This is a genomic window from Bradyrhizobium sp. 31Argb, assembly GCF_043638955.1.
Taxonomy (GTDB): domain Bacteria; phylum Pseudomonadota; class Alphaproteobacteria; order Rhizobiales; family Xanthobacteraceae; genus Bradyrhizobium.
This window is the reverse complement of the sequence record NZ_JBEGDB010000124.1, coordinates 1-23,089: the sequence shown is the minus strand read 5'-3', so window position 1 is coordinate 23,089 and position 23,089 is coordinate 1. Positions and strand designations below refer to the sequence as shown.

The 23,089-nt window shown below is 64.5% G+C and carries 15 protein-coding genes and 2 pseudogenes; 6 read left to right on the top strand and 11 right to left on the bottom strand.

Annotated features, from left to right (window positions below; translation table 11 throughout):
• Window positions 1–76: 76 nt before the first annotated feature.
• The 5 genes and pseudogenes from AAFX91_RS22920 to AAFX91_RS22900 all read right to left on the bottom strand — a co-directional run.
• Window positions 77–232 (bottom strand): annotated as a pseudogene (locus tag AAFX91_RS22920) (DTW domain-containing protein); the annotation flags it as partial.
• Window positions 233–266: 34 nt separating this feature from the next.
• Window positions 267–3,371: an efflux RND transporter permease subunit gene (locus AAFX91_RS22915; protein ID WP_282526562.1), complete on the bottom strand. Its 3,105-nt coding sequence runs from the start codon at window positions 3,369–3,371 to the stop codon at window positions 267–269.
• Window positions 3,371–6,499, bottom strand: a complete 3,129-nt coding sequence (locus tag AAFX91_RS22910) for an efflux RND transporter permease subunit (protein WP_394567976.1) — start codon at window positions 6,497–6,499, stop codon at window positions 3,371–3,373. Before AAFX91_RS22910 ends, AAFX91_RS22915 begins: the two co-directional genes overlap by 1 nt.
• 105 nt (window positions 6,500–6,604) lie before the next feature.
• Window positions 6,605–8,023, bottom strand: a complete 1,419-nt coding sequence (locus AAFX91_RS22905; RefSeq protein WP_130579196.1) for an efflux RND transporter periplasmic adaptor subunit — start codon at window positions 8,021–8,023, stop codon at window positions 6,605–6,607.
• Window positions 8,013–9,425 carry an efflux transporter outer membrane subunit gene (locus AAFX91_RS22900; protein ID WP_130579220.1) on the bottom strand — a complete coding sequence of 471 codons (1,413 nt, stop codon included), beginning with the start codon at window positions 9,423–9,425 and terminating at the stop codon, window positions 8,013–8,015. Before AAFX91_RS22900 ends, AAFX91_RS22905 begins: the two co-directional genes overlap by 11 nt.
• 562 nt (window positions 9,426–9,987) lie before the next feature.
• On the opposite strand from AAFX91_RS22900, the gene AAFX91_RS22895 reads away from it, so the two are divergent.
• Window positions 9,988–11,022, top strand: coding sequence for a cysteine synthase A (locus AAFX91_RS22895; protein WP_130579198.1), 1,035 nt, complete (start codon window positions 9,988–9,990; stop codon window positions 11,020–11,022).
• 60 nt (window positions 11,023–11,082) lie between these two features.
• On the opposite strand, the gene AAFX91_RS22890 is transcribed toward AAFX91_RS22895, so the two are convergent.
• From AAFX91_RS22890 to AAFX91_RS22875, 4 genes are read right to left on the bottom strand one after another with little or no spacing between them, the layout of a single operon-like run.
• Window positions 11,083–11,823 carry an amino acid ABC transporter ATP-binding protein gene (locus tag AAFX91_RS22890; protein WP_394567974.1) on the bottom strand — a complete coding sequence of 247 codons (741 nt, stop codon included), beginning with the start codon at window positions 11,821–11,823 and terminating at the stop codon, window positions 11,083–11,085.
• A 12-nt stretch (window positions 11,824–11,835) separates the two neighbouring features.
• Window positions 11,836–13,359, bottom strand: a complete 1,524-nt coding sequence (locus tag AAFX91_RS22885; RefSeq protein WP_394567973.1) for an amino acid ABC transporter permease — start codon at window positions 13,357–13,359, stop codon at window positions 11,836–11,838.
• Window positions 13,359–14,561, bottom strand: coding sequence for an amino acid ABC transporter permease (locus tag AAFX91_RS22880; RefSeq protein ID WP_394567972.1), 1,203 nt, complete (start codon window positions 14,559–14,561; stop codon window positions 13,359–13,361). Before AAFX91_RS22880 ends, AAFX91_RS22885 begins: the two co-directional genes overlap by 1 nt.
• Before the next feature lie 18 nt (window positions 14,562–14,579).
• Window positions 14,580–15,596 (bottom strand): amino acid ABC transporter substrate-binding protein, encoded by a 1,017-nt coding sequence (locus tag AAFX91_RS22875; RefSeq protein WP_130579205.1) that lies wholly within the window; start codon window positions 15,594–15,596, stop codon window positions 14,580–14,582.
• Between the two features lie 317 nt (window positions 15,597–15,913).
• Between AAFX91_RS22875 and metC the strand changes: the two genes are divergently transcribed.
• From metC to AAFX91_RS22850, 5 genes and pseudogenes are all read left to right on the top strand, one after another.
• The gene (metC, locus tag AAFX91_RS22870) at window positions 15,914–17,107 is read left to right on the top strand and encodes a cystathionine beta-lyase (RefSeq protein WP_394567971.1); all 1,194 of its coding nucleotides are present in this window, start codon (window positions 15,914–15,916) and stop codon (window positions 17,105–17,107) included.
• 206 nt (window positions 17,108–17,313) lie between these two features.
• The gene (gene cpaB, locus AAFX91_RS22865) at window positions 17,314–18,111 is read left to right on the top strand and encodes a Flp pilus assembly protein CpaB (RefSeq protein WP_394567970.1); all 798 of its coding nucleotides are present in this window, start codon (window positions 17,314–17,316) and stop codon (window positions 18,109–18,111) included.
• Window positions 18,112–18,152: 41 nt separating this feature from the next.
• A pseudogene (locus AAFX91_RS22860) lies at window positions 18,153–19,491 on the top strand (type II and III secretion system protein family protein).
• A 16-nt stretch (window positions 19,492–19,507) separates the two neighbouring features.
• The gene (locus AAFX91_RS22855; RefSeq protein WP_394567969.1) at window positions 19,508–20,242 is read left to right on the top strand and encodes a CpaD family pilus assembly protein; all 735 of its coding nucleotides are present in this window, start codon (window positions 19,508–19,510) and stop codon (window positions 20,240–20,242) included.
• A complete protein-coding gene (locus tag AAFX91_RS22850; RefSeq protein ID WP_394567967.1) occupies window positions 20,239–21,528 on the top strand; it encodes a CpaE family protein in 1,290 nt (429 codons plus the stop codon). Before AAFX91_RS22855 ends, AAFX91_RS22850 begins: the two co-directional genes overlap by 4 nt.
• A 10-nt stretch (window positions 21,529–21,538) precedes the next feature.
• Here the strand turns inward: AAFX91_RS22850 and AAFX91_RS22845 are convergent, their stop codons facing one another.
• On the bottom strand, window positions 21,539–22,363 hold the full coding sequence (locus AAFX91_RS22845) for a tetratricopeptide repeat protein (RefSeq protein ID WP_394567966.1): 825 nt from the start codon (window positions 22,361–22,363) through the stop codon (window positions 21,539–21,541).
• 150 nt (window positions 22,364–22,513) lie between these two features.
• The gene (locus AAFX91_RS22840; protein WP_394567965.1) at window positions 22,514–22,759 is read right to left on the bottom strand and encodes a PilZ domain-containing protein; all 246 of its coding nucleotides are present in this window, start codon (window positions 22,757–22,759) and stop codon (window positions 22,514–22,516) included.
• Between the last annotated feature and the right edge of the window lie 330 nt (window positions 22,760–23,089).

Below are 23,089 nucleotides of genomic sequence, written 5' to 3'. Positions count from 1 at the left end.
CTCCACCGATCCGCTCATGCCAGGCTGTATCGCGCGCAAGCCGAAGGATGGCTAGGTGGGGGCCTCATGCCGGTTACGCCCTATCCTGCTCCTGCGGATGCTGCAGGATCAGGACCCCAATCCGGTTCCCGATTGGCGTAACACTGTCGCAGATGCACAGCGGCATCGGCTTGCCGCAATGTGGACAGTCCGCGACCGGCTCGGCAAGGATTGTCTGATCTGATTCCGTCATCCGCCCGCTATACGCTACGCGGCCGCCAATTCAACTATTCCGCGGGCGCTGCCAGCGCGGCTGGTTCGGCGCGCCGCCGCAACCGGTCGATCAACAGGTAAATCACAGGCGTGGTGTAGAGCGTCAGGATCTGCGAAACGAACAGTCCGCCGATAATGGTGATGCCGAGCGGCCGGCGCAGCTCCGTCCCGGGACCGGTGGCGAGCACCAGCGGAATGCCGGCAAACAGCGCCGCCATGGTCGTCATCAGGATCGGCCGGAACCTTGCGCTGCAGGCCTCGAAGATCGCGTCCGCCGAAGACAGGCCGCGCTGCCGCTCGGCGTCCAGCGCGAAATCGACCATCATGATGCCGTTCTTCTTGACGATGCCGATCAAGAGGATGATGCCGACAAAGGCGATCACGGTCAGCGGCGTGCCGGTCAGTTGCAGCGCCAGCAGCGCGCCCAGCCCTGCGGACGGCAAGGTCGAGATGATTGTCAGCGGATGGGCCAGGCTCTCATAGAGCACCCCGAGCACGATATACATCGCAACCAGCGCCCCCAGGATCAGGAGCGGCTGCCTCCCGCTGGTCTTGTTGAAGTCGCCGGCGTTGCCGTCAAAGCTGCCACGAATGCCTTCAGGCATGTGCAATTCATCGACAGCGCGCTGGATATTCGACGTCGCCTCGTCCAGCGGCACGTTCGGCAGCAGATTGAATGAAACCGTGGTCGAGGGGAACGACTGCGTGTGGTAGACGGCCAGCGGCGCCAGCCCGCGCTGGTAATGGACGACGGCCGACAACGGCACCTGAACGCCGTTGGCGCCGGCCACGTAGATGCGCTCGAGATTGGCCGGATCGGTCTGGAATTTCGGATCGATCTCCAGCACCACCATGTATTGGTTGCGCTGGGTATAGACGATCGAGATCTGCCGCTGCGAGAACGCGTTGTTGAGCGCGTTGTCGATATCCTGCACGCGGACGCCGAGGCTTGAGGCGGTCTTGCGGTCGATCACCAAATTGAGCTGCAATCCGCCGGGGTCGCGATCGCTGGAGACGTCGGTGATACCTTCAACGGTCTCCATGCGCTTGGCGACGATCGGCGCCCACTTCTGCAACAAGTCGAGATCGGCGCTCGAGAGCGTGTACTGGTAGTCGGAATCGCTCTGTCGTCCGCCGGCGCGGACGTCCTGAGCCGCGAACATGAACAGGCGGATGCCCGGCACCGTGAACAGGTTGCGGCGCAGGCGATCGATCACAAGCTGCGTAGAAACTCCTCCCCGCTCCTCCGGCGACTTCAGGCTAATGAACATGGTGCCTCGGTTGGCGCCACCGCCCATCCCCCCGCTCCCGAGCGAAGAGCCGATTCCGGCGACCGCAGGATCGGCCATCACGATGTCGGCCACCTGTTGCTGCAATTTGAGCATGGCCTGGAACGAGGTGTCAGGCGATGCCCGCGTTGCGCCGATGACGAAGCCGCTGTCGTCGGTCGGGAAATAGCCCTTCGGCGTCTTGATGTAGAGCGTCACAGTCAGCGCGATCGTGGCGAAGAAGACGAGCAAGGTCAGGAACGGAAAATCGAGCACGCCGCGCAGCGTCCACATATAGAAGCGCACGATGCGCGACAGGGTTCCCTCGATCAGACGATCGAACCAGGTGGCGCGATCGGAGGTCGCTTCCTTGATGTAATGCGCACAGATCATCGGGGTGATCGTCAGCGACACCAGGGTCGAGACCAGGATGGCGAAGGTCAGCGTCAGCGAGAATTCACGCAACAGCCGGCCGACGATGCCGTCCATGAAGATCAGCGGCGTGAAGGCGGCGATCAGCGACAGCGAAATCGAAACCACGGTGAAGCCGATCTGCTTGGCCCCCTCCAGTGCCGCCGGATAAGGCGCCATGCCCTGCTCGAGATTGCGGTACATGTTCTCGATCATCACGATCGCGTCGTCGACCACGAAGCCGACGGAGATCGCCAGCGCCATCAGCGACAGATTGTCGATCGAGAAACCGGCGAGCCACATGCCGGCGCACGTGCCCGCGAGCGCCAGCGGCACCGAGACGCCCGCCGCAATCGTCGGCGTCAAGCGGCGCAGGAACACGAACACCACGACCATGACGAGCCCGGCCGTGGCAAGCAGCGTCAGTTGCATGTCGAGCACGCTGGCGCGGATGGTGCCGGTGCGGTCCACGAGGGTGGAAATCTCGAGACCGGCGGGGATCCACTGCTTCAGCTCCGGCAGCATCGCCGTCACACGGTTGACGGTGTCGATGACATTGGCGTCGCCCTGCTTGGTGATCTGGATCAGGACCGCCGGCTGCTTGTTGAACCAGGCGACCGAGCGGACGTTGCGCACGCTGTCTTCGATTTCGGCGACATCAGAGAGGCGGACGAAATTGCCGTTCGCACTCTTGATCAGGATGTTGCGGAACTCGGCGGCGGTTCGCATCTGCGGATTGATCGAGAGCGTCTCGCTCTGGCGGCCGCCATTGAAGATGCCGACCGGCCCGAGCGGATTGGCATTGACGATGGCCTGGCGGACGTCCTCCGTGGCAATGCCCGCATTCGACAGCGCCACCGGATTGAGCGAGATCCGGACCGCCGGCTGATCGGCGCCCGAGACCGTGACCTCGCCCACGCCCGGCACTTGCGAGATGCGCTGCGCGAGCACGGTATCCGCAACGTCGTACATCGCGCTGGTCGACATCGTCTTCGACGTCAGCGCCAGCACGAATACCGGCGCCGCCGCAGGATTGGCCTTCCTGAAGATCGGCAATGTCGGCAGGTCGGTCGGCAGATCCGCCATCGAGGCGTTGATTGCCGCCTGCACGTCGCGGGCGGCGCGATCGATGTTGCGACCGATCGCGAACTGCACCTGGATGCTGGTGCTGCCGAGCGAGCTGACCGACGTGATCTGCTCCACGTCCGCGATCTCGCCGAGCCGGCGCTCCAGCGGCGCCGCCACCGTCGCAGCCATCACCGACGGGTCGGCGCCCGGCCGCGATGCGAACACCCTGATCATCGGGAAATCGACGTTCGGAACCGACGCCACCGGCAGGAACTCGTACGCCACGATCCCGAGCAGGAAGAGCCCGATCGCCATGAGCGTGGTGCCGACCGGACGACGGATGAAGGGCTCCGAGATCGAGATCGATGCCATCACTGCATCCCCTCGGTCGCCCCCGCGACCGGCGGGCCCTGCGGCCCCGGGTCTGGCAGCGCGTGCTCGATCCTGCGGTTCAGCCGGTCGAGCGCGAGGTAGATCACGGGCGTCGTGTAGAGCGTCAGCAACTGGCTGAGCAGGAGGCCGCCGATGATGGAAATGCCGAGCGGGAAGCGCAGCTCGGCGCCGGTGCCGCTTTCGATCGCAAGCGGCAGCGCGCCGAACAGCGCCGCCAATGTCGTCATCATGATCGGCCGGAACCGCAGCAGGCAGGCCTGCACGATCGCGTCATAGGGCGACATGCCCTTGTGCCGCTCCGCCTCCAGCGCGAAGTCGATCATCATGATCGCGTTCTTCTTGACGATGCCCATCAGGAGAATGATTCCGATCAGGCCGATGACCGAAAGGTCCTGCCCGAACAGCATCAGCGCCAGGATGGCGCCGACGCCTGCCGAAGGCAGCGTCGACAGGATCGTGATCGGGTGGATGTAGCTCTCATAGAGCACGCCCAGCACGATGTAGATCGTGATGATCGCGGCGAGGATCAGCCAGGGCTGGCCGGCGAGCGATCTGGAAAATTCCGCAGCGTCGCCGGTGTAGACCCCGACGATGCTGTTGGGCATGCCGATCCGGGTCTCGAGCGCCTTCACCGCTTCAACGGCATCGCCGAGCGCCTCGCCGGGCGCGAGGTTGAAGCTGAGCGACACCGCCGGGAATTGCGCCTGGTGCGAGATCGCGAGCGGCGCCGTGGTACGCGTCAGCGTCGCCACTGCCGACAGCGGCACCTGCGCGCCGTTCACGCCGGGCAAATACAGCTTGTCGAGGATCGATGGATCGCGCTGATACATCGGCAGCGCCTCCAGCACGACGCGGTACTGGTTGGCCTGTCCGTAAATGGTCGAAATCTGCCGCTGCGCGAACGCGTCGTTCAGGGTGTCGTTGACGGCCTGCAGGCTGACGCCGAGCTGGCCCGCGCGCTGGCGATTGATATCGAGCGCGGCCCGGAGGCCGGCCTCCTGCGCCTCCGACGACACGTCGCGGAACATCGGATCGCGCCGTATCTCGGCGACCAGCTTGCCCGCCCAGAGCGACACCTCTTTGGCGTCCGTGCCGTTCAGCGTGTACTGGTACTGCGACCGGCTCGACTGTGTCGAAATCTGCACGTCCTGCACCGGCTGGAAATAGATGGTCATGCCGGGGATCGACGCCGTCTTCTGCTTCAGCCGCGCCACCACCGTCGAAATGCCGTCACGCCGCTCGCCGAGCGGCCTGAGCGTCATCACGAGCCGGCCGACATTGGTGGTCGGGTTGACGGAGCCAGCGCCGATCACGGAAACCACGCCGGTCACGTCCGGGTCCGACTTGATCAGGTCCGCCGCCTTGGTCTGTCGGGCCTGCATTTCGGCGAAGGAGACGTCCGGGCCTGCCTCGGTCACCGCTGTTATCGATGACGTATCCTGCAGCGGCAGGAAGCCCTTTGGCGCGATCACATACATGAACAGCGTGAGCGCGATGGTGGCGAAGGTCACCAGCAGGGTCGCGCGCTGGCGCTGCAGCACCCACAGCAGCGTGCGGTGGTAGAACTCGACCATACGGTCGATGAAGCCGCTGATGGCGCCAAGGCCCGGCAGCACGAATTCCTCGCCGACATGCTTCAAGAGGCGCGAGCACATCATCGGCGTCAACGTCAGCGAGACTACCGCCGAGGTCACCACCGCAATCGTCAGCGTCAGCGCAAATTCGCGGAACATGCGCCCGACCGGCCCGGACATGAACAACAGCGGGATGAAGACCGCGATCAGCGACAGCGTCAGCGAGATCACGGTGAAGCCGATCTCGCTCGCGCCCTTGAGCGCGGCTTCCATCACCGACTCGCCCTCCTCCATGTGGCGGACGATGTTCTCGATCATCACGATGGCGTCGTCGACCACGAATCCGGTGCCGATCGTCAGCGCCATCAGCGACAGATTGTCGAGGCTGAAGCCGGCAAAATACATGATGCCGAAGCTCGTGATCAAAGACAGCGGCAGCGCGACGCCCGCGATCAGCGTGGCGCGCAGGGAGCGCAGGAACAGCAGCACCACCAGCGTCACCAGCACGACGCTCAGGATCAGCGTAAACTGCACGTCGCGGACGGAGGCGCGGATGGTGACGGTGCGATCGCTGACGATGGTCAGGTTGACGCCGGCCGGAATCAGGCGTTGCAACCGCGGGATCTCGTCGCGGATCTGGCGGACGACCTCGATGACATTGGCGCCGGGTTGGCGCTGGATGTCGATGATGACCGCCGGGGTGCCCTGGTACCAGCCGCCGGTGCGGTCGTTCTCGAGCCCGTCGACGATCACGGCCACGTCGCCGATCGTCACCGGCGAGCCGTTGCGATAGGCGATGATGATCGGCTTGTAGGCCTCCGCTGCCGCGATCTGGTCGTTGGCGGCGATCGTGTAGGCTTGCTGCGCGCCGTCGAGCGATCCTTTCGGGCCCGAGACGTTGGCGCCGGCAATGGCGTTGCGCAGGTCCTCCATCGAGATGCCATAGGCCGCAAGCCGCGCCAGATCGGCCTGCACCCGCACCGCCGGTTTCAGCCCGCCGAGCACGGCGACGCGACCGACACCGGAAATTTGGCTCAGCCGCTGGCCAAGGATCGTGTCGGCGAGGTCGCTCATCGCGCGCAGCGAGATCGTCTCCGATGTCAGCGCCAGCGTCATGACCGGCGCATCCGCCGGATTCACTTTCGCGTACACCGGCGGGTATGGAAGATTCTTCGGCAATACCCCCGCGGCGGCATTGATCGCAGCCTGGACGTCCTGGGTCGCGCCATCGATGTCGCGGTTGAGATCGAACTGCAGCGAAATCTGGCTGACGCCGAACGAGCTGGTCGAATTCATCGACGACAGCGACGGGATCTGTCCGAGCTGGCGTTCGAGCGGTGCCGTGATCAGGGACGCGATCACATCGGGGCTGGCGCCCGGCAGTTGCGTCGACACCTGCACCGTCGGGAAGTCGACCTGCGGCAGCGCCGAGACCGGCAGCGCGAAATAGCCGAGCGCGCCGCCGATCAGAAGCGCGATCCCGAGCAGCGAGGTCGCGATCGGCCGGCGGATGAACGGTTCAGAGACGCCCATGGCTTTGCGTACTCGTCCTTGCGAAGTCAGACATTAATTTCAGCATGATCTTTTCGGAAAACCGGTTTCCATTTTTCCGGATCATGCTCTAGGTTGATCGTCCGGTCATGGCTGCGACTTCGCTGCGCCGCCTGACGTTTCACCCCCCGTTGCCGCCCCGCTCGAGCCCTTCTGGTCGCCCTCGCCCTGCGTGCGCTCGCGCCGCGAACGATGTTCGCCGTCCTTTGCCTGGCCATCTTTGGCCTGACCATCCTTGGCTTGGCCGTTCTTGGCATCCGGGCTGCGGCTGCGCTTGCGCGGCGCGAGATCGGCGGTCGGCGCGGCGTCGTCCTTGCCGACGATGACTTTCGATCCATCGGCGAGATTGGCAAATCCCGTCGTGACGACGCGGTCAGAGGCCGCGATCCCCTTGCCGATCACGGCGTCATGCTCGTTCTGCTGGATGACCGTCACCGGTTTTGCGGTGACGATATTGTCCTCGCCGATCACATAGCTGAATGTTCCGGCGGGCCCGCGCTGCACGGCCGAGGTCGGCACCACGATCGCCTTCGGCAACGTCTCGACCTTCAGCCGCACATTGACGAATTGGCCGGGCCAGAGCTGGAAATTGCCGTTGGGAAATTCCGCTTTCAGTTTCAGCGTGCCGGTGGTTGGGTCGACCTGATTGTCGATGCCGGTCAGTTTGCCGGTATCGATCACGGTCACGCCGTCATTGCCGAACACATCGACCGCGAGCGTGCCCTGGCCGGCCGCGGCATTCACCCGCACGATCTGCTGCTGCGGCAGGCTGAACCACACCGCGATCGGCTGCAACTGGGTGAGAACGACGAGGCCGGTGGTGTCGGAGCCATGGATGATGTTGCCCTGGTCGACTTGGCGGAGGCCCGCGCGGCCCGAGATCGGCGCAACGACCTTGGTGTAGCTCAGCGTCGCCGCCGCGTTGTCGATCGCGGCCTGATCTGCCTTCACCAGCGCTTCCTGCTGCGCAACCACCGCCTTCTGGGTGTCATACTGCTGCTTCGAACCGGCGTTGGTTTGAGCGAGCTGCTGGTAGCGCGCGAGGTCGAGCCGCTGGTTGGCGAGCAGCGCCTCATCCTGCGCCTTCTTGGCGACGGCCTGATCGTACTGCGCCTGATAGATCGCGGGATCGATTTCGGCGAGCACGTCTTCCTTCTTGACGTCCTGCCCCTCGACAAAGTTCACCTTGATCAGCTTGCCGTCGACCTGCGAGCGAACCGTGACCGTATTCAGCGCGCGCACCGAGCCGACGCCGTCGAGATAGACCGGCACGTCCTGCACGCGCGGCATGGCCGCCAGCACCGGCACCGGCAGGTCAGGCCGTGCGTTGGCGTTGTGGCCGCCCCCCTTCTGCTGCCAGGCCAGCCAGCCGATATAGCCGAGGCCGCCGAGGATTACGGCGGCAATGATCAGCGACACCATCCGCTTGAGCAGGCGCGACAACAAGCCCGGCTTGTTTACCTCCGCAGCCTTCGCGTTGTCCTTTGCTTCCGGCTTAAAGAGCATCGACCGATCTCTCCACCTTTGGCTCCCAGCCGCCGCCCAGCGCCTGATACAGGCTGATGATCGCCTGCAGGCGGGCCAGTTGCGCCTGCCACAGCGCGTCCTCGGCCTGGAATAGAGTCTGTTGGGTCTGTAGCACAGTTACGATGTCAGCAGTTCCGGCCTGCAACTGCTGTTCGGCCAATTGAAACGCCCGCTGTGACGACGCCACGACGTCACGCTGCAGCCTCAGCCGGATCGTGGTCTCGCGTATTGCCACCAGCGCGCTGTCGACGTCGGCAAAGGATTGCACCACCGCCTTGCGATAGGCTTGCAGCAGTTCATCCTGCTGCGCCTGCGTTAATTCGAAATTGCCGAGGATCCGCCCGCCGTCGAAGATCGGCTGCGTCGCGCTGCCGACCAGGCTGAAGAACGCCGCATGCGGCTGGAATAGCGCCGACAGCGCCGAACTCTGATAGCCGCCCTGCCCGGTCAACTGGATACTCGGAAAGAACTGCGCGCGGGCGCTGCCGACATTGGCGGTGGCGGCTGCGAGCTGTGCCTCCTGTCGCCTGATGTCGGGACGCTGCGTCAACAGCCCCGACGGCAGGCCCGGGGTTACCCGTGGAATGGCGATGTTGTTGAGCGAGCCGCCGGTGATGCGCACGCTCTCCGGCGGCCGCGACACCAGCGTCGCCAGCGCATTGATGTTCTGGTCGAGGGTCTGCCGGAGCGGTGGCACCAACGCGCGCTGGTTGGCCACCAGGCTCTCCTGCTGCGCGACGTCGAGATCGGTGCCGGTGCCGGCCTTGAAGCGATCCCTGATCGCGTTGAGGACACGCTCGGCGCTGGCGATGTTGCGCTGGGCGGTGCGAATTCGATCCTGCGACGTCAGCACCTGGAAATAGGCATTGGCAACGGCGGTCAGTGTGGTCAGCGCCACCACCTCGCGGTCGAAGCGGCTGGCGACCGCGGTCTCTTCCGCAGCCTGCGCAGCGTCGCGGTTCTGGCCCCAGAAATCGAGCTGATAGCTCGCGGCAAGCGAGGCGTTGTAATTGACCACCTCGCGCCCGCCGATGCTCAAGCCGCTTGCGCTCGAGCCGGAGGTACGCGAATAGGTCTCTGATCCACTGCCGGACAGCGTCGGCAGCAAGGCCGCGCCGGCAATCCGAGCCTGCGCGTCCGCTTGCTTGAAACGCGCCACCGCCGCCGCAATGTCCAGATTGACCCGCTGGGCTTCTTCCATCAGCGTCGTCAGTTCCGTCGAGCGAAAGCCACGCCACCAGTCGAGCGTCGGCGGCGCGTCTGAGGCCTTTGTCTGCCGCGCCGCCTTGTAGCCGCCGGGAATATCCAGCGCAGGATCGGGAAGATCCTTGGTCAGGATGCAGCCGGCCGAGCTCGCGGCAATCACAAAACCCGCAAACATGCGCAACACGGTTCGCAGGCTTGGCACAGGCGCGCGCAGCCGTGCGCCGACAGCAGCCCCCCGGATGCGCTGGGTCACCTCCGTTCTCCTCCGCGCGCCGAATCAAGTCGCGATGAGTTCGCAACGCGTTGGGGGATAGTCTGTAGAACCTTCACGGAGTGACGCTTCCAATGGAACCGCCCCGTCATACTACTCCGGGGGCATAGCAAGCGGACAGTCCTGCCAACCGACGAGAGACCCTGGCCAAGTTCAACCAGGGAACCTCCGAATAGCAAGTTGTCCTTATCTTACAGGCCTTACTTCAATTTTGTCGGCACCGGAAGCTGCCGGAATCTTACGAAGATTTCATGGGGATTTCCGAGCGCCTGTTGCCCCGAATCCCCAATGCTCCGACACCATCCGGCACCCCATTTCGCGGACCGAGAGTCGCGAGGCAGATTGCCGCGGACCGGTGGGTCGATTCGGGCCGGCTCGCACCGCGGCGCAAGGGGGCCTTTCCCTTTTGCCGCCCCCGCACTAGGGTCAGCCGGGAGCGAAATAACCGGCAAAGAATACCCCCGACATGACAATCAACAACGACGTCGTCGAAGCCATCGGCAATACGCCGCTGATCAAGCTGAAGCGTGCCTCCGAGCTGACCGGATGCACCATCCTGGGCAAGGCCGAGTTCATGAATCCCGGCCAGTCGGTCAAGGACCGCGCCGGCAAGTGGATGATCCTGGAGGCGGAGAAACGTGGCGCGCTCAAGCCGGGCGGGCTGGTGGTGGAATCGACCGCCGGCAATACCGGCATCGGGCTCGCGGTCGTCGCCAGCGCCCGCGGCTACCGGACCCTGATCCTGATCCCGGAAACCCAGAGCCAGGAAAAGAAGGACATGCTGCGGCTGTGCGGCGCCGAATTGCTCGAGGTGCCGGCGCTGCCCTACTCCAATCCGAACAACTATCAGCATGTCGGCAAACGGCTAGCTGACGAACTTCGCAAGACTGAGCCGAACGGCGTGTTGTTCGCCGACCAGTGGAACAACCTCGACAACGCCAAGGCGCACTACGACTCGACCGGCCCGGAGATCTGGCAGCAGACCGGCGGCAAGGTCGACGGTTTCATCTGCTCGGTCGGCACCGGCGGCACGCTCGCCGGGATCAGCCGCGCCCTGAAGGAAAAGAACAACGGCATCGTCACCGCCTGCGCCGATCCGCACGGCTTTGCGATGTACGAACTGTTCAAGCATGGCGAGGCCAAATCGACGCCGGGCGACTCGATCACCGAGGGCATCGGTCTTGGCCGCGTCACGTCCATCATCGAGACCGCCAAGGTCGATGACGCCTTCCTGATTTCGGACGAAGAAGCGGTCACCGTGATTTACGAACTCCTGGAGCATGAGGGCCTCTGCCTCGGCGGTTCGACCGGCATCAACATCGCCGGCGCGATCCACCTGGCAAAGCAGCTCGGGCCCGGCAAGACGATCGTGACGATCCTCGCCGACTCCGGCAACCGCTATCAGTCCAAGCTCTTCAATCCGGATTTCATGCGCTCGAAGAACCTGCCGGTGCCGGCATGGCTCGAGAAGCGCACCAAGATCGACGTGCCGTTTGTTTAGGACGCGAGTAGTGAGTAGCGAATGGATTGCCCTATTCGCTACTCGCCATTCGCTATTCGCTCATCTCAAGATCTGACTGAGGAACAGCTTCGTCCGCGCGTGCTGCGGATGGGCGAAGAATTCCTTCGGCGTGTTCGACTCGATGATCTGGCCGGCGTCCATGAAGATGACGCGGTCGGCGACCTCGCGGGCAAATCCCATCTCGTGGGTGACGACCAGCATGGTCATGCCCTCTTTGGCGAGGTCGACCATGGTGTCCAGGACTTCCTTCACCATTTCCGGGTCGAGCGCCGAGGTCGGCTCGTCGAACAGCATCACCTTCGGGTTCATCGTGAGCGCACGCGCGATCGCGACGCGCTGCTGCTGGCCGCCGGACATCTGGCCCGGATATTTGCTGGCCTGATGCGGGATTTTTACCCGCTCCAGGAACTTCATCGCTGAGGCCTCTGCGTTCCTCTTCGGGATGTTGCGCACCCAGATCGGCGCCAGCGTACAGTTGTCGAGCACGGTCAGATGCGGAAACAGGTTGAAGCTCTGGAACACCATGCCAACCTCGCGCCGGACCTCGTCGACGCGCCGCAAGTTCGGACCGAGTTCAATGTTATCGACGATGATCTCGCCTTCCTGAAACTCCTCCAGCGCGTTGATGCAGCGGATCAGCGTCGACTTGCCGGAGCCCGAAGGGCCGCAGATCACGATGCGCTCGCCCCGGCCGACTTCGAGATTGATGTCGCGCAGCACGTGGAACTCGCCGTACCACTTGTTGAGGCCCTTGATGCTGACGATCGGATTCGAACTCATGGCGAATTTCACTCAGTTGCGCCGGTGCGCGTTCAGCCTGTTCTCGACGAACAGAGAATAGCGCGACATGCCGAAACAGAAGACGAAATAGATCAGCCCGGTGAAGGCAAAGCCGGTGAAAGCCGTGGTCGGCGTCGCCCAGGTGGGATCGCTGAAGGAAGCGCGCAATTGGCCGAGCAGGTCGAACAGCGCGACGATCGACACCAGCGAGGTGTCTTTGAACAGCGCGATGAAGCTGTTGACAAGGCCGGGAATGACGTGGCGCAGCGCCTGCGGCAGGACGATCAGCGCCGTCGTCTTCCACCAGGACAGGCCGAGCGCGCTTGCCGCCTCCCCCTGCCCGCGCGGGATCGCCTGCAGCCCACCCCTGATGACCTCGGCCTGATAGGCGCCGGCGAACAGCGCAATGCCGATCAGCGCGCGCACCAGACCGTCGATGGTGAAGCCGGTCGGCACGAACAGCGGCAGCATATAGGTCGCAAAGAACAGCACCGTGATCAGCGGCACGCCGCGCCAGAACTCGATGAAGGCGATCGAGAAAATACGGATCAAGGGGATGGTCGAGCGTCGGCCGAGCGCCAGCGCAATGCCGACCGGCATCGAAGTGACGATGCCTGTCACCGAAGCGACCAGCGTCACCAGCAAGCCGCCCCACAGCCGGGTGTCGACCACGGGGAAGCCGCCGCGGTCGAGCTTCATGACTGATATCACCAGCCCAATGCCGGCAAAGGTCGCGAGACTGACGACCAGCGGCCGCCAGCCGGTGCGGAAACCGCCACCGAGGAAGAACAGCAGCAGCGAGACGATCACGGCGGTGATCGCGAAATCGATCCAGACCGGCTGGCCTGCGCTCTGGATCTGGTCGAGCAGCCATTGCAGGGGTAGCAGCCCCCAGGAGATCACCGTGCTGATCAGGACGATCAGCTTTCCGAGCCCCCAGAGCGCCGGCCCGATCACGGCGGCGGCTTCGCCGGCCGCCGCGAGCTTGCGCCCGCCGTCGCCGATGCTGTCGTTGAAGCCCGACAATAGCGACGTGATCCAGCTCACGGCAAAACCATCGAGCCCGCCGCCGCGCAGCAAGAAGAATGCGACCACCGGAAAAGCCAGGAAGAACAGGCTGGCATTGATGCCCTTGGCCGGGAGCCGAGGAATCAACAGCGGCAACAGCAGCACAGCCGCCAGGAAGAAGGTCAGGTTGACCCCCCAGCGCTCCGGCTCCGGATAGAATCCATAGATGAACTGGCTGAGCTTGGCCTGGATGAACGGCCAGCAGGCGCCGACCGGATGCCCGGCAGTCTCGGCCAGGCACGCGGCGCGGTCCGTGCCGGTCCAGACTGCATCCACAAACAGGAATTTGACCGTGGGGACGAGCACGAACCACAGCAGGAGCACGCTGACGATCGTGATCAGGATGTTGGTCGGCGAATTGAACAGCCGCGTGCGCAGGAAGCCCACGAGACCCGTGGTCTTCACCGGCGCGGGCCGCTGCGGAACGAGTTCCTCGCGGACGAAATTGGAAACGGCGAAATCGCTCATCAGCCCATGCTCCGACTGATCCGCCAGCCATAGAAGCTCATGATCGCGCTCGTCACCAGCGAGATCAGGAGATAGACGCCCATGGTGATGCCGATGATCTCGATCGCCTGGCCGGTCTGGCTCAGCGTCGTTCCGGCGAACACCGACACCAGGTCGGGATAGCCGATCGCGACCGCGAGCGAGGAGTTCTTGGTGAGGTTGAGATACTGGTTGGTGAGCGGCGGTAGGATCACGCGCATCGCCTGCGGGATCACGATCAGCCGCAGCACCTCACCGCGGTGCAGCCCGAGCGAGGAGCCGGCCTCCATCTGTCCCTTGTGCACGGACAGGATGCCGGCGCGCACGATCTCGGCGATGAAAGCGGCTGTGTAGGTCGACAGCGCAAGCGTCAGCGCCACGAACTCCGGAATCAGGCGCGAGCCGCCGGCGAAATTGAAGCCCCTCAGCACTGGCATCTCGAAGGTAACCGGCGCGCCGAAGATCAGCGACGTCACCAGCGGCAGCCCGATCAGAAGGCCCAGCAGGTAGGGCCAGATCGTGATCATCCTGCCATACTGGTAGAGCTGCCGCCGCGCGTAGCGCCAAAGCACCAGCGCCGCCACGATCGCAACCAAGACCGCGACGACAAACGGTTCGAAGCCGGGATTGCCAATCGGCCTTGGAATCACCAGGCCGCGGTTGTTGAGGAAGAACATGCCGAACACGGAGACGCTCTGCCGCGGACTGGGCAGAGCCGCGAGCACCGCCAGATACCAAAACAGTATCTGAAACAAGATCGGCAGGTTGCGCACCAGTTCGACATAGGCGCCGGAAATCCGCGACAACAGCCAGTTCGGCGACAGCCGCCCGAGCGCCACCATGAAGCCGATCACGGTGGCGAAGAAGATGCCGATCACCGAGACCAGCAGCGTATTCACCAGTCCCACGAAGAAGACGCGCGTATAAGTGTCCGAGCCCGTGTACGGGATCAGGTTCTGGCTGACGTCAAAGCCAGCGGTGTTCTGCAGGAAGCCAAAGCCTGCGGTGATCCGCTGCGCCTGAAGGTTGGCGCGGGCATTGGCCACGATCTCATAGGCAATCCAGGCGAGCACGGCGACGAACAGGAGCTGGAGGACGAAGCCTCCCCATCCTGCGCGGCCGCCGAGCGGACGTTGCAGCTTGAGCAAAAACTGCGACGGTGGTTTCCGGGGCTCGATGGCCATCGCCGCACGCCTATCGGATCAGCGGATCGGCGGCGCGTACTGGATACCGCCCTTATTCCAGAGGTTATTGAGACCGCGGGCGATGCCGAGTTTCGAGCCCGCGCCGACGTTGCGATCAAACGCCTCGCCGTAATTACCGACCGACTTCACGATCCGCGCGAACCAGTCCTTGGTCAAGCCGAGCTGTTCGCCGAGATTGCCGTCGGTGCCGAAGGCGCGCTTCAGCTCCGGCTTGTCAGATTTGGCCATCTCGTCGACGTTCTTCTGGGTGACGGAGAGTTCCTCGGCATCGACCATCGCAAACAGCGTCCATTTCACGATGTCGAACCATTGGTCGTCGCCATGGCGGACCATCGGGCCGAGCGGCTCCTTGGAGATCACCTCAGGCAGGACGACGTGGTCGGCGGGATTGGCGAGCTTCAGGCGCTCGGCGTAAAGCTGTGAGACGTCGGAAGTGAAGACGTCGCAGCGGCCGGATTCATAGGCCTTCACCGTCTCATCGGCAGAGGCGAACGCGATCACCTCATACTTCATGTTGTTGCCCTTGAAGTAGTCGGCGAGGTTCTGCTCGGTCGTGGTTCCGGTCTGCACGCAAACCGAGGCGCTGTTCAACTCCAGCGCTGAATTGACCTTCAGCGACTTCTTCACCAGGAAGCCCTGCCCGTCATAATAGGTCACGCCGGTGAAGTTGGCGCCGAGCGAGGTATCGCGCGACAGCGTCCAGGTGGTGTTGCGCGACAGCACGTCGATCTCGCCGGACTGCAGCGCGGTAAAGCGGTCTTTCGCCGACAGCGGCACGAACTTGACCTTGGTGCCATCGTTGAAGATCGCCGCCGCGATTGCGCGGCAGACGTCCACATCAAGCCCGGTCCAGTTCCCCTTGTCGTCGGGGGACGAGAATCCGGGCAGGCCCTGGCTGACCCCGCAGGACAGCATGCCCCGGTCCTTGACCGTCTTAAGGGTTTGCGCCGAAGCGCCCTGCGCCGAGAGGCCGGCGGCAAGGGCAAGTGTGAGAACCAGCGATACGCGTTTCATGGCAGGGCCTTTCAAGGGGTCGTCCGGGAAGGTTTGCGTGCGGTCGCCTCAAACGTTAACGGACCGACCGATGATCCCCAGCGAATCGCCGAACTGGCCTGCATCTTGCGTGCCAATCAGCCAAGCGTTGGATCGAAGGTCGCGGCAGGCCCCTCAACGTGCGGCGACTTGAAGTTGGGCGCAACACATAGTGACTGGCGAGCCGGGTCAAGGGGTTGACGTAGCTCTTCCCTGTCCTGTTATTAAAAACCCGGCCCGGGCCCGCTTCTTCCGACGCGTCACGGCTGCTGCGGCAAAAAGTCTTTAACGGCGAGCGCATGAGCTTTTCCAACGACGGACCGGTCCCCCCACAACAACCCGAAACCCGCCTGGTGACCGCGGGCCGGGACGCCGAGGCCCAGAAGGGCTTCGTCAATCCGCCGGTCGTCCACGGTTCCACCGTGCTCTATCCGACCGCGGACGACCTCCATGCCCATCGCGGCGAATATCAGTATGGCCGCCACGGCACGCCGACGACACGGGCGCTGCAGGACGTGCTGATGGCGCTGGAGGGGCCGCAATGCGCCGGCGTCGGGCTGACGCCGTCGGGCCTCGCGGCGATCAGCACAGCGCTGTTGTCGGTGCTCAAGGCCGGCGACCATCTCCTGGTCTGCGACAACGTCTACCGCCCCTCGCGCAATTTCTGCAACGGCATGCTGGCGCGCTACGGGGTGGAGACCACCTATTTCGATCCGCTGATCGGCGCTGGCATCGAAGCCCTGGTCAAGCCGAACACCCGCGCGATGCTGGTCGAAGCGCCGGGCTCGCAATCCTTCGAGATGCCTGACATTCCCGCGATCGCGGCCGTCGCGCATGCGCACGGCGCGTTTGTGATCGACGACAACACCTGGGCGACCCCGCTCTATCATCGCTCGCTGGAGCAAGGCGTCGACATCAGCATCCAGGCGGCGACCAAATATATCGGTGGCCACTCGGACATCATGTTCGGCACCATTTCGGCCAATGCCAAGGCGTGGCCGCTGCTCGCCGAGGGCATCCGCCTGCTCGGCGTGTGCGCCGGGCCCGACGACGTCTATCTGGCGCTGCGCGGCGTCCGCACGCTGTCGGTCCGGCTGGCGCAGCATTACCGCTCCGGACTGGAGATGGCGCGCTGGCTGCAGGCGCGTCCTGAAGTGGCGCGAGTGCTGCACCCCGCGATCGAGAGCGATCCCGGCCACGCGATCTGGAAGCGCGATTTCACCGGCGCCTCGGGCCTGTTCAGCATCGTGCTGCAGCCGGCCCTACAGAAAGCGGTCGACGCCCTGCTCGACACCGTCAAGCTGTTCGGCATGGGCTATTCCTGGGGCGGATTCGAAAGCCTGGTCATCCCGTTCGATTGCAGCGATTACCGCACGGCCACCAAATGGGCGCCGGGTGGTCCGGCGCTGCGGCTCCATATCGGGCTCGAGAGCCTCGACGACCTCAAGGCCGATCTCGACCGCGGCTTTGCGGCACTCAAGGCGGCAATGTAAGCGCGCAAGTACCGGTATTTTGCGGACTTTCGGCGCAGCCAAATAACCGCACGTTCACCATGACGAAGAACTCCAAATCCTCGTCAGGCAAATCATGCCGCTCATCAAGTTCCCTTACACCTTTGCTGCCTTAGTCATGCTCCCGGGTTGGGCTGCCATCGCCGTGCGGCGTTGGCAGTCTGGGGTAAGCGTAAGCAGTCAAGCGTATGAATATCGCACGTATCGTCGTCCTGACCATCGCGCTTGGTGCGGGCGGCGTCGCGGCCTATTTGGTCCGCCAGCCCGAGACCAAGCCTGGTCCGGCCGAGCCGGTCGCGCAGCAACTGCCGACCGTCGAAGTTCTGGTCGCGCAGTCCGATATCGGCCTCGGCCAATCGGTCAAGCAGGAGAACCTGCAATGGCAGGCTTGGCCGGCCGCGACCGCGAGCAGCAATTTCATCCGTCGCAATGACAGGCCAGATGCCCTCAAGGACGTGATCGGCTCGATCGCGCGCGCGCCGCTCATCGCCGGCGAGCCGATCCGGGAGCAGAAGCTCGTTAAGGCGGACGGATCGGGCTTCATGGCGGCGATCCTGCCCCCAGGCAGCCGCGCGGTCTCGACGGAAATCTCGGCAGAGACCGCTGCAGGCGGCTTCATCCTGCCGAACGACCGCGTCGACGTCATCCTCACCAGGCGCGAGAAGAACCCGGACCAGCACAGCGCGGATCTCGTCCGTTCGGAGATCATCCTGAGCAATATCCGCGTGCTCGCCATCGATCAGGCGCCGAAGGAGAAGGACGGTGCCAATTCCCTGCTCGGCAAGACCGTCACGCTTGAATTGAAGCCCGAGCAGACCGAGACGCTGGCGCGGTCGCGCCAATCCGGCGTCCTGTCGCTCGCGCTGCGCAGCATCGCGGACGTCAACGTCGCCGACAGCGCCTCCCAAGATCAGCCCCCGAAGCGGGGCCAGAGCATCAACGTGGTTCGCTACGGCGTCCCGAGCTCGACAACGACACAGAAGTGAGAAGGACGCCTGCCATGAAATGCGGTCGAACCAGATTTGCGATGCGGTCTTCGCTGGTCCGCATCCTCTTGCTTTCGGCCGCGGCCGCACTGGCGTTCTCGCCGGTCATTGCCGCCGATTCCGAGACCCAAGGCGCGCAACCGGTTGCCAGTTCGCCGGCCAAGACCCGATTCCTGGCGCTCGGCGTCGGCAAATCCGTGATCGTCGATCTGCCGCGCGACGTGAAGGACGTCCTGGTCGCCGATCCCAAGATCGCCAACGCCGTCGTCCGCTCGGCGCAGCGTGCCTACATCATCGGCGCGGCGGTCGGGCAGACCAACGTCGTGTTCTTCGATGCCGACGGCCAGCAGGTCGCCGCCTATGACATCGCGGTGAAGCGCGACCTCAACGGCGTGCGCGCCGCGCTGAAGCAGACGCTGCCGGGCATCCAGATCGAAGGCGTCGGCGACGGCGTGATCCTGACCGGTTCGGTGTCGTCTCCGATCGAGGCCCAGCAGGCCGGTGACCTCGCGGCGCGGCTGGTCGGCGGCGCCGACAAGGTCGTCAACTCCATCACGGTGCGCGGCCGCGACCAGGTGATGCTGAAGGTCAATGTTTCCGAAGTGCGGCGCGACATCGTCAAGCAGATGGGCGTCGATCTTTCGGCCAACATGAACTACGGCACGGCGATCGTGAACTTCAACAACTCCAACCCGTTTACGGCCTTTGGCCGCCCGCTGGTGCCAGACAATGGCGGCACTGTCGCCGCGGTCGCCAAGGGCCTCCCGACCGTCACCGCCGCCTTGCGCGCGATGGAAAGCGCGGGCGTGGCGCGAACGCTGGCCGAGCCCAACCTGACCGCGATCTCCGGGGAATCGGCGACCTTCATCGCCGGCGGCGAATTTCCGATCCCCGGTGGTGCTGACCGAAGGCCGCATCAGCCTGCGCGTCATGACGGAAGTGTCCGAGCTCTCCACCGACAATGCCATCACGCTGAACCAGGGCGGCACGTCGCTGACCGTTCCTTCGATCACCACCCGCCGCGCCGAGACCACGCTGGAAATCCCCTCCGGCGGCTCGATGGCGATGGCCGGCCTGATCCAGCAGAAGACCAAGCAGGCCATCAACGGCATGCCCGGCGTCGACCAGTTGCCCATCCTTGGCGCGCTGTTCAGGAGCCAGGACTTCGTCAACAACGAGACCGAGCTGATGGTGCTGGTGACGCCCTATGTCGTGCGTGCGGTCGCCCAGAAGGAATTGTCGCGGCCCGATGACGGGTTCGCGCCGGCGGCCGATTCGCAATCGACGCTGCTCGCCCGCATCAACCGCATCTACGGTGTGGCGGCGCGCGCCGAGCCGGTCGGAGCCTATCCCGCCAATTTCGGCTTCATCATTGACTGAGCTTGGGGGCGCGACGATGACGGGCAGAGCACATCACCATCGCATATTGTACCGGCTGGGCGCCCTCGTCGGCCTGTCGGTCGCGCTTGCTGCCTGCCGCAGTGGCGGCGATGACCTTACGACCGCGACCGTTCCCAACGACTACCGTCTGCGGCATCCGATTGCCGTCACCGAAGCCGATCGCTCGATGGTCATCTTTGTCGGGCCCGGCCGGGCCGGCCTGACCGCTCCGCAGCGCGCCGATGTGATGGGACTGGCGCGAACGTGGACCCGCGAAGGCACCGGCGCGATCATCGCCGAGGTGCCGGTCGACACGCCGAATGCGCGGGCGACCGGCGCGACCTATCAGGAAATCCGCTCGCTGCTCGCGGCCGGGGGCGTGCCCGCGCGCTCCATCACGCTGCGCAATTACCATCCCGACGATCCGCGCACGCTGGCGACGATCCGCCTGAGCTATCCGAAGATCACCGCGGTCGCTGGTCCCTGCGGGTTGTGGCCGGAGGATCTCGGCCCTTCGATCGACAATTACGGCTACAACCAGAACAAGCCCGACTACAATCTGGGTTGCGCGAGCCAGCGCAACCTGGCGGCGATGATCGACAATCCCGCCGACCTCGAACAGCCCCGCGCCGAGACGCCGGCCTACTCGCCGCGGCGTGACGTGGCGTTCGAGAAGTACCGAAAGGGTGTTTCGACCACCACCACCTATCCCGAAGCCGACAACGCCAAGCTCAGCAATACAGGCAAATGATCAGCCGCGCCCAACATCCTGACAACGAGACCGACGCCGCGCCGCACGCCGACGACTATATCGCCCCTGCCCCGCGCGTGTCGGTGCAGGCGTTCTGCGCGACGGTGGCGACCGCAACAACCGTGAAGGCCGCGAGCGAGGATCGCCGTCTCGCCAAGGCGCATCTCTCGGTGCATATGGGCGGCATCGCTGCGGCGATCGACGCCTATCACACGGCACCGACCCCGAACGTCATCTTGCTCGAGACCGAGAGCGGCAGCGACTTCCTCGCCGGCCTCGACGAGCTTGCAACCGTTTGTGACGCCGGCACCCGCGTTGTCGTGATCGGCAGGGCCGACGACAAGGCGCCCTATCGCGAACTGGTGCGCCGCGGCGTCAACGACTATGTGGTCGGCCCGGTCGAGGTGCTCGACGTGGTGCGCTCGATCTGCGGCCTGTTCTCGGCGTCCGAGGCGATCACTGTCGGCAGGATGATCGCGGTCTGCGGCGCCAAGGGCGGCGTCGGCGCGTCCACGGTCGCGCATAACATCGCCTGGGCGATCGCGCGCGACGTCGGGCTTGATTCGGTCGTGATCGATCTCGACCTCGCGTTCGGCACAGCCAGCCTCGATTACAATCAGGACCCGGTCCAGGGCATCGCCAATGCGGTGTTCCAGGCGGAGCGCCCGGACAGCGCGCTGATGGAGCGCCTGCTTGCGAAATGCACCGACCATCTCAGCCTGCTGGCGGCGCCGGTGACGCTGGAGCAGGTCTATGATTTCGGCGCCGACGCCTTCGACGCCATCTTCGACACGCTGCGCATGACGACGCCCTGCATCGTGCTCGACGTGCCCCACCAATGGACCGCCTGGACCCGCCGCGCCCTGATCGGCGCCGACGACATCCTGATCGTCGCCGAGCCCGATCTGGCCAACATGCGCAACACCAAGAACATGATGAACACGCTGAAGGCGGCGCGGCCCAACGACCGTCCCCCGCTGTACTGCCTCAACCAGGTCGGCATGACCAAGCGGCCCGAGATCGAGGTGCGCGCCTTCGCCAAGACCATCGACAGCCAGCCGATCGCCGCCATTCCCTTCGATTCGAAGCTGTTCGGCACCGCCGCTAATAACGGCCAGATGATCGCGGAGATCGCCTCCAACCATCGCATCACCAAGACGTTCCTGCAGATCGCGCAGCGGATGACCGGGCGCGCCGACACAAGGACGCAGCGCAATTCGCTGTTGTCGCCGATCATCAAGAAATTGCGCGCGGTCGGTGCCCGATCGAAAGGCGTCTCGGCCTAGCCCCCGCGTGTCAATCTGACTCGGCGGCCGCCGCCACCGGGATCTTCCCGCCGCCCCGCGGCCCTTCCTTGCGGGCCAGCACACGCTTCAATGCCGCGATATTGGCGGCGGCTTCCTCCGGCGGCACATCCGCCTTCACGATGCTCTCCGCCTCGCCGGTGCGGCCCTGCAGACCGACCGCGAGCGCCAAATTGGCCTTGATCCGCTGATCGTTCGGCGCGCGGCTGCGGGCTTTGCGCAGCGTCTCCTCGGCTTGCGGCAATTCCTTCGACAGCACGTAGGACAGCCCGAGATTGGACAGCACCGACGGCTCATCGGGTGCGATCTTGAGCGCGCTCGCATAGTATTGCCGCGCCTCGTCGTGGCGGTCGAGCTGATCGAGCGCCGCCCCCTGCGCGGACAGGATCCGCCAATCCGGATCATCCGGGCTGTGGGCGCGGCCGAGCACGTCGAAGGCCTGCTGGAAATTACCGTTGTCGGCGAGCGCGCGCCCATAGCCGGCGAGCAGCGCCTTGTTGTTCGGCTGGGTCATCGAGGCCTGCTCGAGGATGGCGACCGCCTGCGCGCGCTGCCCGGTGGCGCGCAGCGCCTTGGCGTATTGCAACGCTGCTGCGGCATCCTTCGGATTGGCCTTGAAGCGCTCTTGGTAGGTCTCGAGGTCGCGCCGCGGGTCGGCGGTTGGCCGGCTGGCCTCAGCCGTGTCGCCGAGCGATCCCGTGATGTCCGAAGGGCTGGATGTTTGGCAGCCGCTAAGCGCCAGCACCAGGGCCGCCGATGCTGCCGCGCCGACGAGGAGCCTTGCGGCGGAGGATCGGTGAAGCAACTTCTGGGACATGTACCCTGACCACGGTCGGCGATTGCCCAGAATGCTTCGCAGCTTAACCCTAAATCCGGGTTAAGAGAGTTCCGTCCGCGGCAGATATCGATCAACCCTGCCGCTCACCTCGCCGCTGGAGAGTCTCATTGGCCGCGACGCGCGCCACGCCTAATCGACGAACTGAGCGCCGAACTCGCAGCCGATCCGCCAGGCGAGACGGCATTGGCGCGGGCTGCCGTTCGAAAGGATGATGGTGAATTCAGAGGGAATTTCCGCATATTCGGCGATCACCTTGACGCCGCCATCGGAGATGTCCGTGATCATGCAGTCCCGCGGCAGGGTGCCGGTGCCGAACTGGATCTTGGCGAGACTCCTGCACAGACGACGCTGGCTCTTACGTCGATTGACGAACATGTCGACCCCCAGCCCCTACTCATTGATTAGCCCGTTTGTTCTCCTGCTGTAGCGAGAAATCGTTGGAATCTGGCTAGCAGGACTGCTCGCAGTTGAACTGTCGCCTTCAAACTCCATTTACCGACTCTGCCGGCCTTTTCCTCGAAATGACGCAATCTCAAGCAAACGGGGCCTCCTGCTCGATCCGGGTTGAGCGACAACGCCTCGCTCCGGCGTCGTCTAGCCCCGCGCCGGCGTCGTCCATGCGAATGCAGGGACCCATATGTGGACGGCCCCCGTGGCACAAGAGCTTTTGAGGTGATCGGATCGCTGCATCCATATGTCCGGCCT